The sequence below is a fragment of the Streptomyces sp. 63XJN7_1_ISO-PGPR-S23-121 genome, from assembly GCF_056173025.1.
Genome location: NZ_CM149653.1, coordinates 3,781,476 through 3,797,843 on the forward strand (window position 1 = coordinate 3,781,476; position 16,368 = coordinate 3,797,843).

Consider the following 16,368-nt stretch of genomic DNA (forward strand, 5'->3'; position numbering starts at 1 on the left):
ACGTCCCCCATTGCTGTGGTACACGAATCGAAGGTGCACGGCCCCGGCAGCACCCCAGCCCAGCGCGCTGGCGCCCACGGCGCCTATCAGCGTTCTCCACTCTCTGCTGCCCATGACCAGGGATGGTAGATCCTCTTCTCATGCCCGTGCAGAAAACGACCCGAAGGGGTTCCAGTATCCGACGAGACCCGGTTGGCTTCCGGATCGGCGGCGCAATTCCCCAGGCAGACGGCGAGTCGCGGGGCGCGAGTGGATCTACGAGGACGCTCTGCCCATCACCCCGGGAGTACCACGCGAGGCTGGTAGCCATGACCGATGAGACGGACACTCCGCGTTCCGTCCAGCACCTTGACGAGCTGCTGACCGCCTGACCTCCCCTATCGGCGATCTCACCCCGCCCGCTCACCCCGCGGACGTCGGTCTGCTCATCCTGCCCGATGGACGTGCCCCCGGCCGCCGGGGGCGTCGGCCGGGGAAGCAGGATCTACGTCCAGGCCGAGTCGTGCTCTGCGTGGGGGAGTGTTCGACCTCAGCAGCTGATACCCCGCACTGCAAGACCATGTCGACCCGGTCGCCGGCCATCCGGCGGACAGTCCCACAAGGAGCTCGCCGCGACCTGAGTCTCAGTCGGTGAAAAGCGGCTCGTAGGAATGGCCCTCCGGCGTGAAGACCAGAACGAAGTCTTTCCCCAGCCGAGTGGCTACCTCCCGCAAACGAGCCAGCACCTCGGCCCGGTCTGGAAGATCGAGGCCAAGAGCTGTGGCGGCGCGGTCTCTTCGGGCCACGAGGTCTGGTATGTCCTCCAGATACTCGGCCTCGAGCTCGTGACTCTCCTCGTCTGTGAACGCTTGGCAGTCGCGCCACCACGGGACGACCAGCACAAGCCGCACCAACTCCTGCACGCCGATGGCGATCAGAGCCGACCACCTTCGGAGTCGGCATAGAGGATGGGACGTTCCTCGCCGCCTTCACCGCAGAAGAAGTACGTGCCGCCAGCACCGTCACCGGCGAACCCTTCAAGCGCGGCGCCCGAGGCGAGGTGCACCTCCTCGACGTGATCGTCTCGGTCCAGGTCGAAGTCACCCGGCCAAGCGAGAAAATGGGCAGCTTCTGCCTGCTCACGGACGGCAGCGATCAACGATTTCCATGGGCCGCAGCCTACGGACCGTTGCTTGACAACCATCATGGCGAATCAGTCGCACCTGCCGCAGCGAGTGCGTCCGGATCCTCCGCGCACGTCTGCCGCTGGTGGAACGGGTGTGCATGCCATCGATCTTCGTCGCAGACTGCGCCGACCGGAGGCCGTGTTCGGTCCGGTGTTCGCATGGGGAAGCGAGGGCTGTGCGCAGATTCGACGCGGCGACGGCGAGTGTCGTCGTCCTGATGTTGTCGGTCCCGAGTTGCGGCCGGGAGCGACGCCGGGAACGGAGGCTGCTCCGGCGAAAAACTCTTCCCATATGGAAGATCACGAACAGGAGGCGGCGTCGGGCTCAATCGCCTGATCGACTGCCAAGATCCGCGGACAGCGCCGCGTAGATGTACTCGCTGCCCCAGCGATCCCCGTCGAGGTCGTTCTCGACCAGGTGCGCCTCCCGCCGCATCCCGAGGCGCTCACAGACTCGCACAGACCCGGTGTTCTCCACATCCAGCCGTGCGTAGAGCCGGTGCACGCCCAGCGTGTCGAAGGCAAACCCGGCCAGCGCCGCGGCCGCCTCGGTCGCGTAGCCGTGCCCCTGGTGACCTGGGTCGAGAGTCCAGCCGATCTCGGCCTGGGCGGCGCGGGCATCGGCCAGGGAGAGGCTCACCTCGCCAAGGACGCCGGGCTCATCATGTCGGCAGACAGCGAGCGCCAGCTTGTCTCCGTCGGCGCGCCAGGCCGTCTGCGCCGCGCGCGCGGCGGCAACCTGCTCGCTGCGCTCACGCGTGTGCGTCGGCCGGTACAAGTAGCGCGCCACGCTCGGCAGGCTCTGGTAGGCGTACAGGTCGTCGGCGTCGCCGGGAGTGAACAGACGCAGCGACAACCGGGCCGTGGTCAACGGAAGCAGTGAGGCGACGTCCATGCGGACCTCCAGGAGGCGATGTGGATCAAGTTGCGGACTGATTTTCGCATCACGACTGCCCGGCAGTCACGCCTTTTCAAGAGCAGCACTCGGCATCCGTGCCGCGAGTAGTGATCTTGTAGAGGCCGTTCTCCTCCTCCAGCCACATGTTGACGCTCGGGCTCGTAGCGCACGCAGTCTGGTAGAAGCAGCGGCCGATTCCGGCATCCGGGTTTGCAGCGGCTTCAGGCAGGGCGCACGGACATGACGTCCGTGTGCCCGGAGATCTGGGACGTCGCTCTCGCGCGGCTGCCACGGCGACGCGGGCTTGGATGGGCAGCTGTTGGTGTGGGAGGGCCCGGCGCCTCGCCTTCGAGTGGCGTCAGCAGCGTCTTGCCCGCCGCCACGGTGTCGGCCCGGCTCCGTGGTGCGGGACAGCGGACATTCGGATGCTCCCTCGAGAAATGAGTGGGTGATGTGGCACCCCTGGCCGGTGCCTCGTGGCGGTCCGTATGCTCACCGCGGTCGTGGAGACCTGACGAGAGAAGACACGGCGGCCCCGGAGTTCGACGCCTGGACCACTTTCATTCGAGGCGTCAAGCGACGTCTTCCGTCGGGTCCTGCGTGGCCGTCCAGGACCTGCAACAGCTGCCCCGCAGCGCGCACGCCCGGCGTAGCCGGGGCCGGAACAGCAAACAGCCCGCTCGCACCTCGGGCGTCGAGATCTGCCACCGCGGCCGGTCCTGCCTGCGCCGCCGCAGCCTCGGCTGGTGGATCGCCGCCGTGAACCAGCTCGGCTCCGTCCTCTTCATGATCTCGGCACTCGCCGCCTCCACCCGCCCCGCCACCGGCAGCCTGGCCAACGCTGGCATCGCCGACTGGGGCACGCGCCTCGGCGCCGGATGCTTCTGCCGTGGGCGGCCTGCTCCAGCTGTACGAACGCCCCTGACTCCAGCCGCCGGCACGTCACCGCCTTACGTCCGCGGGCCCCGCCCGGGGTACGACCGTCCCGGTCCCGGCCCCGGTCAGACGGGTGCCGGCCGGGACCGGCCGCCCGAGGGTTCCAGGCGGACGACGATGCCCTTCGACGTGGGCTGGTTGCTCATGTCGGCGACGCTGTCGAGCGGCACCAGGACGTTCGTCTCCGGGTAGTAGGCGGCGGCCGAACCCTTGGCCGCCGGGTAGGACACGACCTCGAAATTTTCCGCCCGGCGCTCGGTGCCGTCCTCCCAGACGCTCACCAGGTCCACCCGGTCGCCCTGGGCGAGGCCGAGTTCGGCCAGGTCGGCCGGGTTGACCAGGACGACGTGGCGGCTGCCGTGGATACCGCGGTAGCGGTCGTTGTTGGTGTACGGGACGGTGTTCCACTGGTCGTGGGAGCGCAGGGTCTGCAGCAGCAGGTGCCCCTGGGGGGCCAGGGGGACCACCCGCTCGTTGCAGGTGAACCGGGCCTTGCCGGTCTCGGTCCTGAACACGCCCTCGTTGACCGGGTTGGGCAGCTGGAAGCCTCCCGGACGGGTCACCCGGGCGTTGAAGTCGTGGAAGCCCGGCACGATCCGGGAGATGCTGTCGCGGATGGTGTTGTAGTCGCCCTCGAACCTGGCCCAGGGGATGTCTCCCACGCCGTCGGCGGCCAGTCGGGCGAGCCGGCACAGGATGGCGACCTCGCTCAGCAGCATGCGCGAGGCCGGTTCGAGCCGCCCTTGGGAGGTGTGCACCTCGCTCATGGAATTCTCGACGGTGACGAACTGCTCGCCGTCGGCCTGGACGTCACGCTCGGTGCGCCCCAGCGTCGGCAGGATCAGGGCGGTGTCGCCGCAGACAGTGTGCGAGCGGTTGAGCTTGGTGGAGATGTGGGCGGTCAGCCGGCACGACCGCATCGCCTTCTCGGTGACCTCGCTGTCGGGCGCCGCGCGCACGAAGTTCCCGGCCAGGGCGAGGAAGACCTTGATGCGGCCCTCCAGCATCGCCTTGATCGAGTTCACCGAGTCCAGGCCGTGCGGGCGCGGCGGGTTGAAGCCGAACTCCGTCTGCAGGGCGTCCAGGAAGGTGTCCGGCATCTGCTCCCAGATCCCCATGGTGCGGTCGCCCTGGACGTTGCTGTGGCCGCGCACCGGGCAGGCGCCCGTGCCCGCGCGCCCCAGGCTGCCACGCAACATCAGGAAGTTGACGATCTCCCGGACGGTGGGTACGCCGTGCTTGTGCTGGGTGATGCCCATTGCCCAGCACACGATGACCCGTTCGCTGCGCAGGACCTCGTCGCGGACCTTCTCGATCTCCTGGCGGGTCAGCCCCGTCGCCGCGTGCACGTCGTCCCAGTCGACTGTGCGGGCGTGCCGGGCGAAGTCCTCGAAACCGGAGGTGTGGGCGTTGATGAAGTCGTGGTCCAGGACGGTGCCGGGACGCGCGTCCTCCGCCTCCAGCAGCAGCCGGTTCAGTGCCTGGAACAGGGCGAGGTCCCCGCCCGGTTTGATGTGCAGGAAGCGGTCGGCGATCTGGGTGCCCCGCCCCACGACCCCGCGCGGCTTCTGCGGGTTCTTGAAGCGCCGCAGCCCCGCCTCCGGCAACGGGTTGACCGCCACGATGCGGCCGCCGTTGCGCTTGGCCTCCTCCAGGGCCGAGAGCTGCCGCGGGTGGTTGCTGCCCGGGTTCTGCCCCACCAGGAAGATCAGGTCCGCGTGGTGGAGGTCGTCGAGACTCACGGTGCCCTTGCCGACGCCGAGCGTCTCGTTCAGGGCGAAGCCGCTGGACTCGTGGCACATGTTGCTGCAGTCGGGCAGGTTGTTGGTCCCCAGGGCCCGGGCGAAGAGCTGGAAGACGAAAGCGGCTTCGTTGCTGGCCCGGCCGGAGGTGTAGAAGACCGCCTCGTCGGGCGAGTCCAGCCCTTTGAGTTCCTGCGCGAGGACGCCCAGGGCGTCGTTCCAGCCGATGGGCTCGTAGTGGTCCGATCCGGGCCGTTTGACCATCGGCTCGGTGAGCCGGCCCTGCTGGTTGAGCCACATGTCGGAACGGGCGGCCAGATCGGACACGCTGTGCTCGCGGAAGAAGTCGGCGGTGATCCGGCGCGTCGTGGCCTCGTCGTTGATGTGCTTGGCGCCGTTCTCGCAGTACTCGTTGCGATGGCGCTGGCCCGGGGCGGGGTCGGCCCACGCGCAGCCGGGGCAGTCGATCCCGCCCACCTGGTTCATGGTGAGCAGGTCGACCCCGGTCTTGCGCGGGGAGGTCTGCTCCAGGGAGTACTCCAGCGCGTGCACGACGGCGGGGACCCCGGCCGCCCACTTCTTCGGCGGTGTCACGGAGAGGGAGGTCTCCGGCTCCTGACCGGACGGGTTCTGCATCGCTTGGCCTTTCTCTTGCCGTGTGCGGGTGGGCGGGTCAGCCGACGGGCCACTGGGCGACACGGCTCCTGGGCGGTTCAGGGGTGTCGTGCTGGACGCGGCCGTTGCGGATGGTGCCGCGCCAGGCGCCGCCCTCCTGGCCGAGTCCTTCGATGAAGTGCTTGAAGTTGACCAGTTCGGCGCGCACCAGCCGGGCGGTCAGCCCCGTGACGCTGGGGGAGCGGGTGAGGGCCTTCGCGGCCCCGTGCGGCCGCAGGAGCATCCGGACCGTGATCGCGGTGCCGCCGGACCCCGTGGGCCTGAACTCGACCTCGCCCTCGTGGGTGGGGTGCTGCTCCAGGCCACGCCAGGCCAGGTAGGCGTCGGGGTCCTGCTCCGCGATCTCGACCGGGAAACGGTGGCGCAGCAGGCCGTAGCCGATGGTCCACGTGGTGACGGTGGGCCTGACCTGCTCGACGTCGCGCACCACGGCCGAGAAGCGCGGAAACGTCTTGAACTGCGTCCACTGGTTGTAGGCCGTGCGGACCGGCACCGCGACCTCGACCGTCTCCTCGACGTGCCACTCACGCAGCGGACGGCGGCGTGTGACGCCGTCGCCGTCGGTGCGCCCGTCGTCCTCTTCGTGCGCCATCATGATCCTTCTTCCGGTGAGAAAGCCGGGCGTCCGGGCACCCGTCCTCCCCTCATGGGGAAGGGCACCACTTCTGGTTCCCCGATCCCGGGTTTCGAGTCACCCGACCGCACCAGGGTCCCTGGGCGCGGACCCGACCGCGAGAAGAGCGCCGGTGCGGTTGCCGGCCGATTGCCTCTGGGGCGCCCCGCCGGACCAGATCGGCCGCCGCATGGGCATCGGCGAGGAAGACGTCCAGAGGCTGGTGGCGGCCCTGCTGCACCGCATCAAGACCTCTGACTACGGGCTCGCCCTGCTTGAGGGACTGCGCTAGTCAGGAGGGCCACGGTTTCCCAGACTGCTGTGGGAGAGCCGGGAGAGCCGTAAGGAATTACCGGTGCACCGGTGTGATTACTGCTCGCCTTCAACGGCGCTGTCCTCTCCAGCCTGGCGTCCGTCGCCGACAAAGACCTGCCGTCCGCGGTCAAGGGTCTTCGGCGCGCTCGCTGTCCTCGCCTTGGGCGCAGCCGCCGTGCTGCTGCTCCTTGTCGTGCGGCCCCGCCTGAGCCACGACGACCGGGCGTCCTTCCCGTAATGGGCGCGCCTGGACGAGCACGAGATACGGGCCTGCAGCGCCGACGGCGCGGCGTTCGAGGACCGCGCCGATCAGACGGACTGCCAGACATGCACGGGCTTCGGGCCGTGCCCCGTTCACCCGGAAAGCCCTGGTGACGTTTGATCCCTGACCGTCAACCCGTATACGGAACCCCAAGAATCGGATAGTCGCGTACGGGTTGCGGTGTCCTGTGGTCGGGCGGGGGTCTTCAGCAGTGGTCCCACCACCAGGAGATGCTCGGGTAGGGCAGAGGGCTGGTGTCGTTGGTCGACAGTGAGGGTGCCCAGCAGGAGGGGGTCTTGGCGACGTCTTCCAGAGCCATGCGTTGTGCCGCTGACCTGCGGTAGCGCGGCGCGCACCAGTACGTTTCGGTGTTGGCGACGATGAAATATCCAAGTCGCTCGATGAGGTACCGCAGGGGCGGCTCAGCCGAGGGCATCAGACGCTCGCGCAGACGGAGGATGAGGAGCATGAGGCGGTCACGCACCCTGACCGCCTCGGCGATGGCCTGGTCGAAGGAGAGTCCACGAGCCGCTTGCAGGATGCCCACGATATTCGGGGAAGTCTGGCCTTCTGCCTTTTCCTTTCGGTAGGAGAAGACATCGTTTTCCACTCCGACGAGCAGAGTGGTGCACTCGATCAGGGCCTGGACTGCCGGTGCGTTCCATTCCTCGTCCGGGATGGGAGCTGGGCCGCACATGGCCATCTGCGCAGCGTACGTGTAACCGCCGATGTCGTGAATGCGCAGGGCGAGGTATTCGTCTTCGTTGGGTTCGTCCAGGTGGAGCTTGTGGACGCCGCTGGTGAGCGTGCGCCTGATCCCGGCGCTCACACGGGCCACCTGTGTGGGTGTGCACTCCGCGCGCAGTTGCTCCATCGCGTCGTGCACTGCCGCGATGAGGGGGCCGGCGTTCTTCGGTACCCGGCATCCCGGAGATTCCATCACGTGCGTGACCTGGCCTACGAACCGGATGATATCGCTGGTCCGGCTGGAGGCTTCGGGGTGATCGAGCACGTCGTCGTCGATGACGAGTGCCCACTCGTTCAGGCAGCCGAGGCCGCGGAGCACTTGCTTGCTGGTCTCCGGGGTGGAGACCCTTCCTAGGCACCAGGCCATGACGGTTCCGGGAAGGTGGTGGGGTTGGGGGCTTAATTCGGCCCACCCGTACGACTCTTTCCACGCTTGGACCTCGGCTGTGACATCCGTGGGAACGTGTGGGAGCTCCGGCATCGGCAGGGGGTAGTGGAAGCGCAGCGCACTTCCCCGCTGTGCCGGAATCGCCGTCTGGCCCACTTCTGGTGTGCTGCTCATGGATGCTCCTTCGTCGGTGCGCAGTCGTGAGGGTGATGGCCTGAAGGTGCGCCTGCGATCGGCCGGCGCGTGTTGGTTCCGTCCGGCCGGGGGAATGCGGCGGACGCCGCCGGTTACGGGGAGCCCGGTGAGGGGTTCCGGCCGGCAGCTGGTGCCCGCTGAGCTTCGAGGGGCGCAGCGTCGCGTGGTTCCGCGGTCATGGGGCGGCCTGGCACGGGCAGGGCGTTGCGGGTGCGGTGGCAGAAGGCCAGGAGGCTCAGGAGCGCGGCGGCGGCGAACCACAGCAACTGCAGAGCGAGGTGGGCGGGCAGGGAGGTGGTGGAGAAGCCGGCCGCGGTGGCGGCTTGGACGGAGCCGTAGGTGGGCAGCAAGTGTGTCAGCGGGTTGTCGGCGCCGGCGCTGACCATGGGGTTCTGCAGGGCGACGTCGATGACGCTGGTCATCACCAGGGCGAACATGCCCTCGACCTCGCGGCGCAGCAGGGATCCCAGGACCACGCCCATGGCTCCGTAGGTCAGCGCGGCGCAGAACAGCGCGGCGGCGAGCAGGGAGGGCTGCTCCGGCGCCCAGGCGATACGCATGACGGCGGTGGCGTAAGCGGCCAGGAGCGCGGACGCGAGGACCAGAGAGGCGGCCTTGGCCAGGACGAGATGGGTGCGGGGGTAGCCGGCCATGGCCAGGCGTCGGTCGAAGCGCCCGCCGGTGAAGGTGGCGGCGAACATCATGAACCCGGTGACCAGGGTGACGGCGTTGAGGGCCCCGGTGATCTGGGTCAGCTCATTGCCGGCGGGCGCCAGCTTCTCTCCGGTGGAGGCCAGACGAAAGGGGGCCGCCTCGTCGGGGATGGTGAGGTAGACCAGGCCGACCCAGGTGGGGATGAAGAAGGCGACCAGCAGCATGGCGAACCGGTTGCGGGCGTGCTCGATCAGGTCGTATCGGGTGGCTGTGGTGAACAGGTCCAGGTGTGTCCTCATGCCGGTGCCGCCGTCTCCCGGCGCAGCGCGCCCGCCTTCAGACGCCACAGCTCATCGAGGCGTTCGGTGTCATAGGCGAGGTGGGAGACCACCAGGACAGAGCGGCCGGCGTCGCGCAGTTGGGCAGCCAGTTCCCAGAACCGCTGGTAGGTGTCCCAGTCGAAACCCTGGTACGGCTCGTCCAGCAGGAGAACCTGCGGATCGTGCATGAGCGCGAGTGTGAGGTTCAGCTTCTGCCGGGTCCCGCCGCTGAGGGCCCCGGCGCGCACATCGGCGTACTGGGAGAACTGCAGAGCCTCCATGACCTTTTCGGCATGTCTTAGGTCGGTCAGCGCGAAGGCCGTCCCGAAGAACTCGAGGTGCTGCCGGACGGTCAGGGCGTCGTTGAGAACCACATCCTGGGGGCAGTAGCCAAAGCGCCCCCGGTGACGCACCGTGCCACGATCCGCACGCAGCTCACCGGAAAGGACCTTCAAGAGGGTCGTCTTGCCCGCACCGTTCTCGCCGACGATCCCGGCCAGCACACCGGACCCGAGGTCCAAATCGACACCCCGCAGGACCACCCGCCGACGGTAGGCGTGATGCACCCCCCGTACCTCCACAGCGCCGCCCCCAGCCCACCTCATAAATACTGTCGCCATGTCGTACGCCGATTCAATGGCACGGAAACGACAAGATCCACAACCTCGGCGCCAAACCGCCCGAAACGGTGAAACAGACGCCCTATAGTTCGATCAGCACACGACTTCACCTGCGCGGAGAACAGCTGCGAACGTCGGAAGAGGAATGACAGGGACGGAATCGGAACCGGGCACGTTCGCAGGGCCTCGGAACGCCTGGTCACAGGTGAACCTGTTCGTGGTCAGCGGCCGGGTCCCATCCACGCGCGAGTTCACGCCCGAGCGCCATCAGGATTCCGCGAACCTGCGTGCTTCCGGCCGCACCGACGGCAAAGCGAGCCTGCTCCTGGCCTTCAACGACGCCTGCCTTGCCGGCCTCGCCTCCCTCGCCGGCGAACACTCGCCGACGCCCACCCGGGTGCTGGGAGGCACGGCCGTCGCGGCGATCGGTTCCGCCACGGTCCTGCATTTGTAAGTCGTCCGCCCCCGCCTCGGCGGCCAGGACCGAGCCTCGTTCCCCTACTGGGCCCGCCTGGCAGAGACCCAGATACACGTCGGCATGAACGGCGACACCCGCGCCGCCCGCATCCGCATCCTGTCCCGCATCGCGGCCGCCAAGTTCGCCCGGCACGCGCCGCGCCGTCGACTGCACCGTCGCCGCTCTCGCGTTCCTCACGCTGGCCGCCGCCGGCCCCCTGCTGTGACCCCCTGACGACGCGGCAGGTGCTCTCCCGCCCGCCTAGGATCTCCGCCAGACGAAGCGCGCCTGGCCGGCACCGGACCGAGTCCCTGGGTCGTTCCAGAGGCGGCCTGACCTGCAAGATTCGCTGTCTTTCTGTCGCCCCTCGTCGGATGTTCCGTCACGCCGGAGTCGGTCAGCGGTGGAGCCCGCGCCACGGGAGGCCCGCCGGCCGTGTGCCGGGCCGGCGGGGTGGGCGCTAGGACCGTCCGGACACCTGCCGGACAGGCTCGCTCCGGCGTGACTGCGGTTCTGAGGTGTTGCGGCCGGTCCCGTCCCGCCGACCCCGTACTCCGCGCACCGGCCACCACATTCCCCGGCCCAGCAGTGCCGCGGCCGCCGGGACCAGCAGGAGCGACACGACGAAGGCGGACAGGAGGATGCCCAGGGCCGTGGCGAAGCCCAGCTGACGGGTGGAGGGGTCCGCGTTCACCGCGAGGCTGCCGAAGGAGGCCGCCAGGACCACGCCCGCCGTGGCGACGGCCGGCGCCGTGTGCCGTACCGCGCGGGCCACGGCGGCGCGGGCCGGGCCCCCGTGGGCCATCTCCTCACGCAGGCGGTCGCTGATCAGGATGTTGTAGTCGGTGCCCAGCGCCACCACGAACAGGAACAGCACCAGCGGCAGCACGAAGGTCACGCCCGCCTCGCCGCCGATGTGCTGGAAGACCAGCGCGGAAGCGCCGAATGTCGCCGCGAAACACAGCCCGACCGCGAGCATCAGCACCACCGGCGCCGCCAGACTGCGCAGCAGCACCACGAGGATCAGCGCGATCAGTGCCGCCGCCACCGGGAACACCGTGCGCAGGTCCCGGTCGACCGCCGTCGCCACATCGGCGAACACGGCCGCCGTGCCGCCCACGTGCGTGGTCAGTCCGGCGGGCGTCGCTTCCCGCACGGCTCGGCGCACCGGGCCTGACACGAGGTCCCGCGCGCGCTGGGACTGGGAGTCCACCGTCAGATAGGCGTCCAGCCGGGCGGCGGTGCGGTCGGCGTCGAACACGGGGGCGGCCACCTTGCCCACTCCGGCCACCTCCGACAGCGCCCGCTGCACGACGCCCAGTTCCGCGGGGTCCAGGCCCCGGCCGTCGTCGGCGGTGACGTACACCGTCGTCGGGTCGGACACTCCCGGCGGCAGGGCACCGGCGATCTCCCGCGCCGTCGCGGAGGCCGCCGTGTCGCGCGGAGTGCCGCCGGTACCGAAGTCCATGCGGACACCCGTCACCCCGGCCGCCAGTGCGCCGAGGAGGGCCACCGACGCCGCGAGCACCAGTACCGGGCGGCGCGCCACCAACTCGCCGGTACGGCCCGCCGCGCCGGGCCGCCCGGCCTTCTCCGACAGGATGCGCGAGGGCCAGAACATCTTCCGCCCTGTCACCGCCAGCAGTGCCGGCATCAGGGTCAGACTCGCCACCAGCATCACCAGCACCGACACCGCCACCGACGGGCCGAGCACCCGGAACTGGCCGAACGTCGCCACACCGAGCGTCGCGAAGGCCGCCACGATCGTCAGCGCCGCTGAGGTCACCGCTGCGCCCACCCGCCCGGCCACGTCCGCGGCCACCAGGCGGTGGTGCTCCTCCGGGCGCTTTCGCAGCTCCTCGCGGAAGCGGAACAACAGGAAGAGGAAGTAGTCGACGCCGATACCGATCAGCACGGTGCCGATCATGCTCGGGGTGCCCGGGTCCAGGTCGAAGCCGGTCAGGAGGGCCGCACCCACGACCGTGCCGGCGGCGGCGCCTGCCACCACGGTCACCGCGAACAGCGGGACGAACGCGGCCAGGACGCTGCGGAACACGAGCACGTTGATCACAACGATCAGCCCGACCATCAGCAGACCGACCACCACCTGCGTGGTCTCCTCCGCGTCGGCGCGGTCCACCACGTCCGCCAGGCCGCCGGTGAAGCCCGTGCGCAGCCCTGCCTCGCCGAACTCCTGTTGTGCGCGGTCGCGGAAGACCCGGTACAGGGAGTGCATGCCGGGGTCGGTGGAGTTGCCCCGCAGATGTGCGCCGAGCAGCGCGAACGACGAGTCCGGGGCGGTCGTCATGAGGGCCACGCGGGGAACCTGGGAGTAATCCTCGGACAGCCCTCGTATCTGTTCGTCCGTCCACGGCATCTTCAGGCGCACGGCGCTCAGTTCACGCGCCACGTCCTGTACGCGCTGCTGGTCCGCTTCCCGCAGCGGCTTGCCGTCGCGCCGCGCCACGAGCACCGTCACCGCATCGGCGTCCGGTTCCGCGCCGAACTCCTCCCGGGCGATCCGCAGCGCCGCGGCCGCGTCGTACTGCGCCGGCAGGAATCCGGCGCTGTCGGTCTGCGTCACGCGGAAGACGAGCGTCTGGCCCATGAGCGTCACGAAGATGCCGACCACCGCCCACACGACAATGACCCGCCAAGGTCTGCGGGTCGAGAATCCGGTCAGGGAACGGATCACGGAAAGCCTCCGGGAAGGGGACGGGAGTACGGGGAGCAGGTGCCACGGGACCGTGGACGTCCGGGGCGGCGCCCGTGCCGGGTCTCGTCCCGGCACTGGACCAGCACATCAGCGACGCGCGGCCCGGACCTCGGAGCCAAGGACGAGATGCCCTCTGGGAGCACGGCCCCGGACCGTAACGCCGCTGGGAGCCTGCTCCCGGTCCCCGCTCCCTCCCGGTCCGGACGCCAGGGGCCCGGCGTATCGGCACCATGGGACACTCGACGGACGAACCGCAGGTCATCGGGCCGGTTCGGCGTCGGCGGGGAAGCATGGATGCGCACCGGGGGTGGAGATGGGACGAAGCGTGACCGAAGGGCGCTCCGGCCGGGCACGGGAGGGGGCCGACGCGTCCGGCGCCGGGCTGCCGGACCGCGCGACCGGGACGCGTCCCGACGGGGCCGCGACGGGAAACCGGACCGGAGGGCCGGGACTGTGGACCCAGCACGACGGACTCGTCGCCGTCGGCGCCGCGGCCGTCGATCTCGTGGGCTTCACCGTCACCAGCCAGATCGACCATGGGCATGTCCCGGTGGCCGGCTGCGCGGTCATGGTCGTCGCCTCGCTGTTCCTGCTGGCGCGCCGCCGCGTACCTCTGACGGTCCTCGCGTGCGTCCTCGCGGCGAACCTGTCGGTCAACTGGTTCAGTTCCGTGGGCCAGCACTACGGGGCGGCCATGGTCGTCGCCCTCTACACCGTCGTACGGCACCACCGGGCCGCGGTCGGCGCGGCGGCCGTCGCCGGCTGCGTCGCGGTGCTGCAGCTCGTCCACCCCGGGATGCCCGCGCCGTCCCTGATCGAGCTGGCCCCCAACGCCGCTTCAGCGCTGTTCGTGGCCGTCGCCGCCGTCGCCGTCGGCCGCTGGCAGCGCAACGCCGAGACCCAGCGGCGGCGGCTCGCCGAGCGGGCCGTCTCCGACGAGCGGCGCCGTATCGCCCGGGAACTGCACGACATCGTCGCCCACCACCTGACCACGATGCAGCTGCTCGCCGGAGGCGCTCGGGCCAACCTGGACCGGTCCCCGAAGGCCGCACGCGAGGCACTCGTCGCCCTGGAGGGCTCAGGCCGCTCCGCCCTGCGCGAGATGCGTCACCTGCTCGACGTGCTGCGGGCCGACGACGAGAGCGAGGAGGACGGCGAGGGGAGAGGGACGACCGCACCGCAGCCCGGCATCGGCGACCTGGACCGCATCGTCGGGGACAGCCGCCGCGCCGGCCTTCCCACCACGCTCACCACGGAGGGCGACCCCCGCTCGCTCCCGTCCGGTGTCGCGCTCACCGTCTTCCGTATCGTCCAGGAAGCCCTCACCAACGCCCGCAAGCACGCGGGCGACGGCGTGCACGTCGACGTACGGCTCACCTGTACGCTGCGCGAGGTGCGGGTCGACGTCACCGACGACGGTCCGCCTCCCGGCCGTTCCGTCGCCCGCGGAGCGGGCTACGGGCTCGTGGGGATGCGGGAGCGTGTCGCCCTCCACGGTGGCACCCTTCGGGCCGGGCCGGAGGGGGGAGGGTTCGCCGTCCGCGCCCGCCTCCCCCTGCCCGCCGACCGTCAGGGAGCGTACGCGTGAGCACGAGCGTGAAGGTTCTCATCGCCGACGACCAGCCCCTCGTCCGACGCGGCCTCGCCCTGATGCTGGATCCCGAACCCGGCTTCCAGGTCGTGGCCGAGGCCGAGGACGGCGCCGAGGCCGTCCGCCTCGCCCACGCATGCCGACCCGATGTGGTCATCATGGACATTCGCATGCCGGTCCTGGACGGTATCGCCGCCACCGAACGGTTGACCACCGAACTGCCCGGCTGCCGGGTCCTGGCCCTGAGTACCTTCGACATGGACGAGTACGTCGTGGACGCCCTGAGGGCGGGGGCGTGCGGCTTCCTGCCCAAGGACATCTCGCCCGAGGACCTCGTCGCCGCCCTGCGCGTGGTCCACGACGGCGAGTCGATCCTCGCCCCGCGGCTCCTGACCCGGCTCATCTCCACGCACGTCAAGGCCCCGGCCCACCCGTCGCCGGCCCCGCTGCCCCTCGGCGCCGAGGGCATCACCCAGCGTGAGCGGGAGGTGTGGCGGCTGATCGCCGGCGGCCTGGACAACACGGAGATCGCCGAACGGCTCGGGGTGAGCGCCTCCACCGTGAAGAACCACATCACCGGCCTCTTCGCCAAGCTGCGAGTCCGTGACCGGGCTCAAGCGGTCATCGCCGCCTACGAGACGGGCCTGGTCACGGCGCGACGGGAAGCGTAGAAACCGGGCCGGGGAAGAATGCTGTACGGCCGTGAGCCGGCGGGCTCCTGTCGTCCTGCCGGCCGGACTCTCGCTTCCCGGACCGGACCGCCCGCCTGCACCAGCTGCTCCCAGAACGCCGGCACCCCGTTCGGCACGCTGCCCCGGCCTCGGGCACGGCCGTCCAACAGGCGCTCGACGAGCATCCAGCCTCGCACCCCCTCCGGCCGAGCGCGTCGGTTCGGCCCACCAGTTGCCACCGTAGTGCGCAGCTACGGCACTTCAGTTTGATCCTGATGCCGCAAGGCCATACCCCTGTCGGTGACGTCCGGGTCTTCCTCGCGGAGCCGGACCTACTCGGCCGCCGCCTCCAGCGCGGCGCGCCAGAGCGGGCTGTCGACGTAGTGGTTGTCGTACTCGTCGGAGGAGTCCTTGATCTCCTGTGGGCTCGCCTCGCCGCGCATGACGCGGCCGAGCAGGCGCAGGTAGTCGAAGCGCGGCATGCCGGGCGTGAAGGTGAACAGCACGTCGGCCGTGGAGCCGGGGGCGGCGGCGAAGGCGTGCGCCGTGTGCGGCGGGACAAGCAGGAAGTCGCCCTCGTTCAGCGTCTTCACCTCGTCGTCCACCAAGACCTGGAGCGCGCCGCCGATCACGAAGAACAGCTCCGAGGCCCGCGTGTGGAAGTGCGCCGGGGCCCCGACCGCGCCCTTCGCGAAGGTCGAACGGTAACTGGTGATCGGGCTGCCGTCGGTGCCGCAGTCGGCCAGCAGCGTCATCGTGCTGCTCGGGTCACTGGTCGTTTCCGCCTCGACGGCACGGGTCAGGACGGGCTTCAGCATGTTGATGCTCATGGTGGTATCTCCCCTGGTCAGCGGCCGTTCCGGTGTTCTCTTCCGGCCTTGTGTCCACAACTCTATGACAGTAAAAGACCCATGCAGTGGTTCATTTCTGATGGATAATCATGGGTCAATCAGTTGACGCCGGAGGGGCCCTGGCCGTGGGAATCGGCCCCGTCACGTGGCCGCCGCGGCCTGCTCCTGGTTCGCAGTCTGTCGACGGGCCTTGAGGCAGCATGAGGTGCGGGAACTGCTCGGGGTGGCGGAAGGAGGCGAAGCGGCTCGCGTCCTCGATCGGCGCGCAGACTCCTTGTGCGGAGTCTGCGCGTCGTCGAAGAACCGCTTGGCCCGCTCGGTGGGGGTGAGGACGTCCCGGTCGCCCTGGAAGATGAGGAACGGCATGTCGAAGGCTGGGCCGTCGGCCCAGTCAAGACATCGGTTCCCCACTCGGTCGCATCCTGGACGTCCGCCACGGGGCAGCCGACGAGGTACGCAGGGATCGGTGTTCGCGGGCGAAAGCGCGCATCTGTGCGCTTGCGGTGCCGACTGCCGCAAGGGCTTGGCCCAGGGCCTGCGCGGGGTTCAGAT

Annotated in this window: 14 protein-coding genes and 1 pseudogene; 5 read left to right on the forward strand and 10 right to left on the reverse strand. The window is 69.8% G+C overall.

Features of this window, described 5'->3' with window-relative positions; translation table 11 throughout:
• Nucleotides 1–623: 623 nt before the first annotated feature.
• From AC0VYN_RS16660 to AC0VYN_RS16670, 3 genes are all read right to left on the reverse strand, one after another.
• Nucleotides 624–902 (reverse strand): hypothetical protein, encoded by a 279-nt coding sequence (locus AC0VYN_RS16660; RefSeq protein WP_475536689.1) that lies wholly within the window; start codon nt 900–902, stop codon nt 624–626.
• 11 nt (nt 903–913) lie between these two features.
• Nucleotides 914–1,186: a hypothetical protein gene (locus AC0VYN_RS16665; RefSeq protein ID WP_475536690.1), complete on the reverse strand. Its 273-nt coding sequence runs from the start codon at nt 1,184–1,186 to the stop codon at nt 914–916.
• Nucleotides 1,187–1,490: 304 nt separating this feature from the next.
• The gene (locus AC0VYN_RS16670) at nt 1,491–2,060 is read right to left on the reverse strand and encodes a GNAT family N-acetyltransferase (protein ID WP_475536691.1); all 570 of its coding nucleotides are present in this window, start codon (nt 2,058–2,060) and stop codon (nt 1,491–1,493) included.
• Nucleotides 2,061–2,756: 696 nt separating this feature from the next.
• On the opposite strand from AC0VYN_RS16670, the pseudogene AC0VYN_RS16675 reads away from it, so the two are divergent.
• Nucleotides 2,757–2,988, forward strand: a pseudogene (locus AC0VYN_RS16675) (hypothetical protein); the annotation flags it as partial.
• A 76-nt stretch (nt 2,989–3,064) separates the two neighbouring features.
• Here the strand turns inward: AC0VYN_RS16675 and AC0VYN_RS16680 are convergent.
• Nucleotides 3,065–5,377 carry an FdhF/YdeP family oxidoreductase gene (locus AC0VYN_RS16680; protein WP_475536692.1) on the reverse strand — a complete coding sequence of 771 codons (2,313 nt, stop codon included), beginning with the start codon at nt 5,375–5,377 and terminating at the stop codon, nt 3,065–3,067.
• 37 nt (nt 5,378–5,414) lie between these two features.
• Nucleotides 5,415–6,011, reverse strand: coding sequence for an SRPBCC family protein (locus tag AC0VYN_RS16685; protein ID WP_475536693.1), 597 nt, complete (start codon nt 6,009–6,011; stop codon nt 5,415–5,417).
• 157 nt (nt 6,012–6,168) lie between these two features.
• Here AC0VYN_RS16685 and AC0VYN_RS16690 point away from each other — a divergent pair, with 157 nt between their 5' ends.
• The gene (locus tag AC0VYN_RS16690) at nt 6,169–6,321 is read left to right on the forward strand and encodes a hypothetical protein (RefSeq protein ID WP_475536694.1); all 153 of its coding nucleotides are present in this window, start codon (nt 6,169–6,171) and stop codon (nt 6,319–6,321) included.
• 490 nt (nt 6,322–6,811) lie between these two features.
• Here the strand turns inward: AC0VYN_RS16690 and AC0VYN_RS16695 are convergent, their stop codons facing one another.
• The 3 genes from AC0VYN_RS16695 to AC0VYN_RS16705 all read right to left on the reverse strand — a co-directional run bounded on the left by AC0VYN_RS16695 (nt 6,812) and on the right by AC0VYN_RS16705 (nt 9,491).
• On the reverse strand, nt 6,812–7,915 hold the full coding sequence (locus tag AC0VYN_RS16695) for a terpene synthase family protein (protein ID WP_475536695.1): 1,104 nt from the start codon (nt 7,913–7,915) through the stop codon (nt 6,812–6,814).
• A 113-nt stretch (nt 7,916–8,028) separates the two neighbouring features.
• Complete coding sequence (locus tag AC0VYN_RS16700; protein ID WP_475536696.1) at nt 8,029–8,889, reverse strand: ABC transporter permease; 861 nt, start codon at nt 8,887–8,889, stop codon at nt 8,029–8,031.
• Nucleotides 8,886–9,491 carry an ATP-binding cassette domain-containing protein gene (locus tag AC0VYN_RS16705; protein ID WP_475536697.1) on the reverse strand — a complete coding sequence of 202 codons (606 nt, stop codon included), beginning with the start codon at nt 9,489–9,491 and terminating at the stop codon, nt 8,886–8,888. The genes AC0VYN_RS16700 and AC0VYN_RS16705 overlap by 4 nt, the downstream gene beginning before the upstream one ends.
• A gap of 244 nt (nt 9,492–9,735) precedes the next feature.
• On the opposite strand from AC0VYN_RS16705, the gene AC0VYN_RS16710 reads away from it, so the two are divergent.
• Entirely contained in the window at nt 9,736–9,984 is a 249-nt protein-coding gene (locus AC0VYN_RS16710; protein ID WP_475536698.1) for a hypothetical protein, read from the forward strand.
• Nucleotides 9,985–10,447: 463 nt separating this feature from the next.
• Here AC0VYN_RS16710 and AC0VYN_RS16715 read toward each other — a convergent pair whose 3' ends face one another.
• Nucleotides 10,448–12,682 (reverse strand): MMPL family transporter, encoded by a 2,235-nt coding sequence (locus tag AC0VYN_RS16715; RefSeq protein WP_475536699.1) that lies wholly within the window; start codon nt 12,680–12,682, stop codon nt 10,448–10,450.
• 346 nt (nt 12,683–13,028) lie between these two features.
• Here AC0VYN_RS16715 and AC0VYN_RS16720 point away from each other — a divergent pair, with 346 nt between their 5' ends.
• Together AC0VYN_RS16720 and AC0VYN_RS16725 are read left to right on the forward strand one after the other, a co-directional pair.
• Nucleotides 13,029–14,291, forward strand: a complete 1,263-nt coding sequence (locus AC0VYN_RS16720) for a sensor histidine kinase (RefSeq protein WP_475536700.1) — start codon at nt 13,029–13,031, stop codon at nt 14,289–14,291.
• On the forward strand, nt 14,288–14,965 hold the full coding sequence (locus AC0VYN_RS16725) for a response regulator transcription factor (protein WP_475536701.1): 678 nt from the start codon (nt 14,288–14,290) through the stop codon (nt 14,963–14,965). The genes AC0VYN_RS16720 and AC0VYN_RS16725 overlap by 4 nt, the downstream gene beginning before the upstream one ends.
• Nucleotides 14,966–15,297: 332 nt before the next feature.
• Here the strand turns inward: AC0VYN_RS16725 and AC0VYN_RS16730 are convergent, their stop codons facing one another.
• Nucleotides 15,298–15,795, reverse strand: a complete 498-nt coding sequence (locus AC0VYN_RS16730; protein WP_475536702.1) for a cupin domain-containing protein — start codon at nt 15,793–15,795, stop codon at nt 15,298–15,300.
• Nucleotides 15,796–16,368 lie beyond the last annotated feature (573 nt).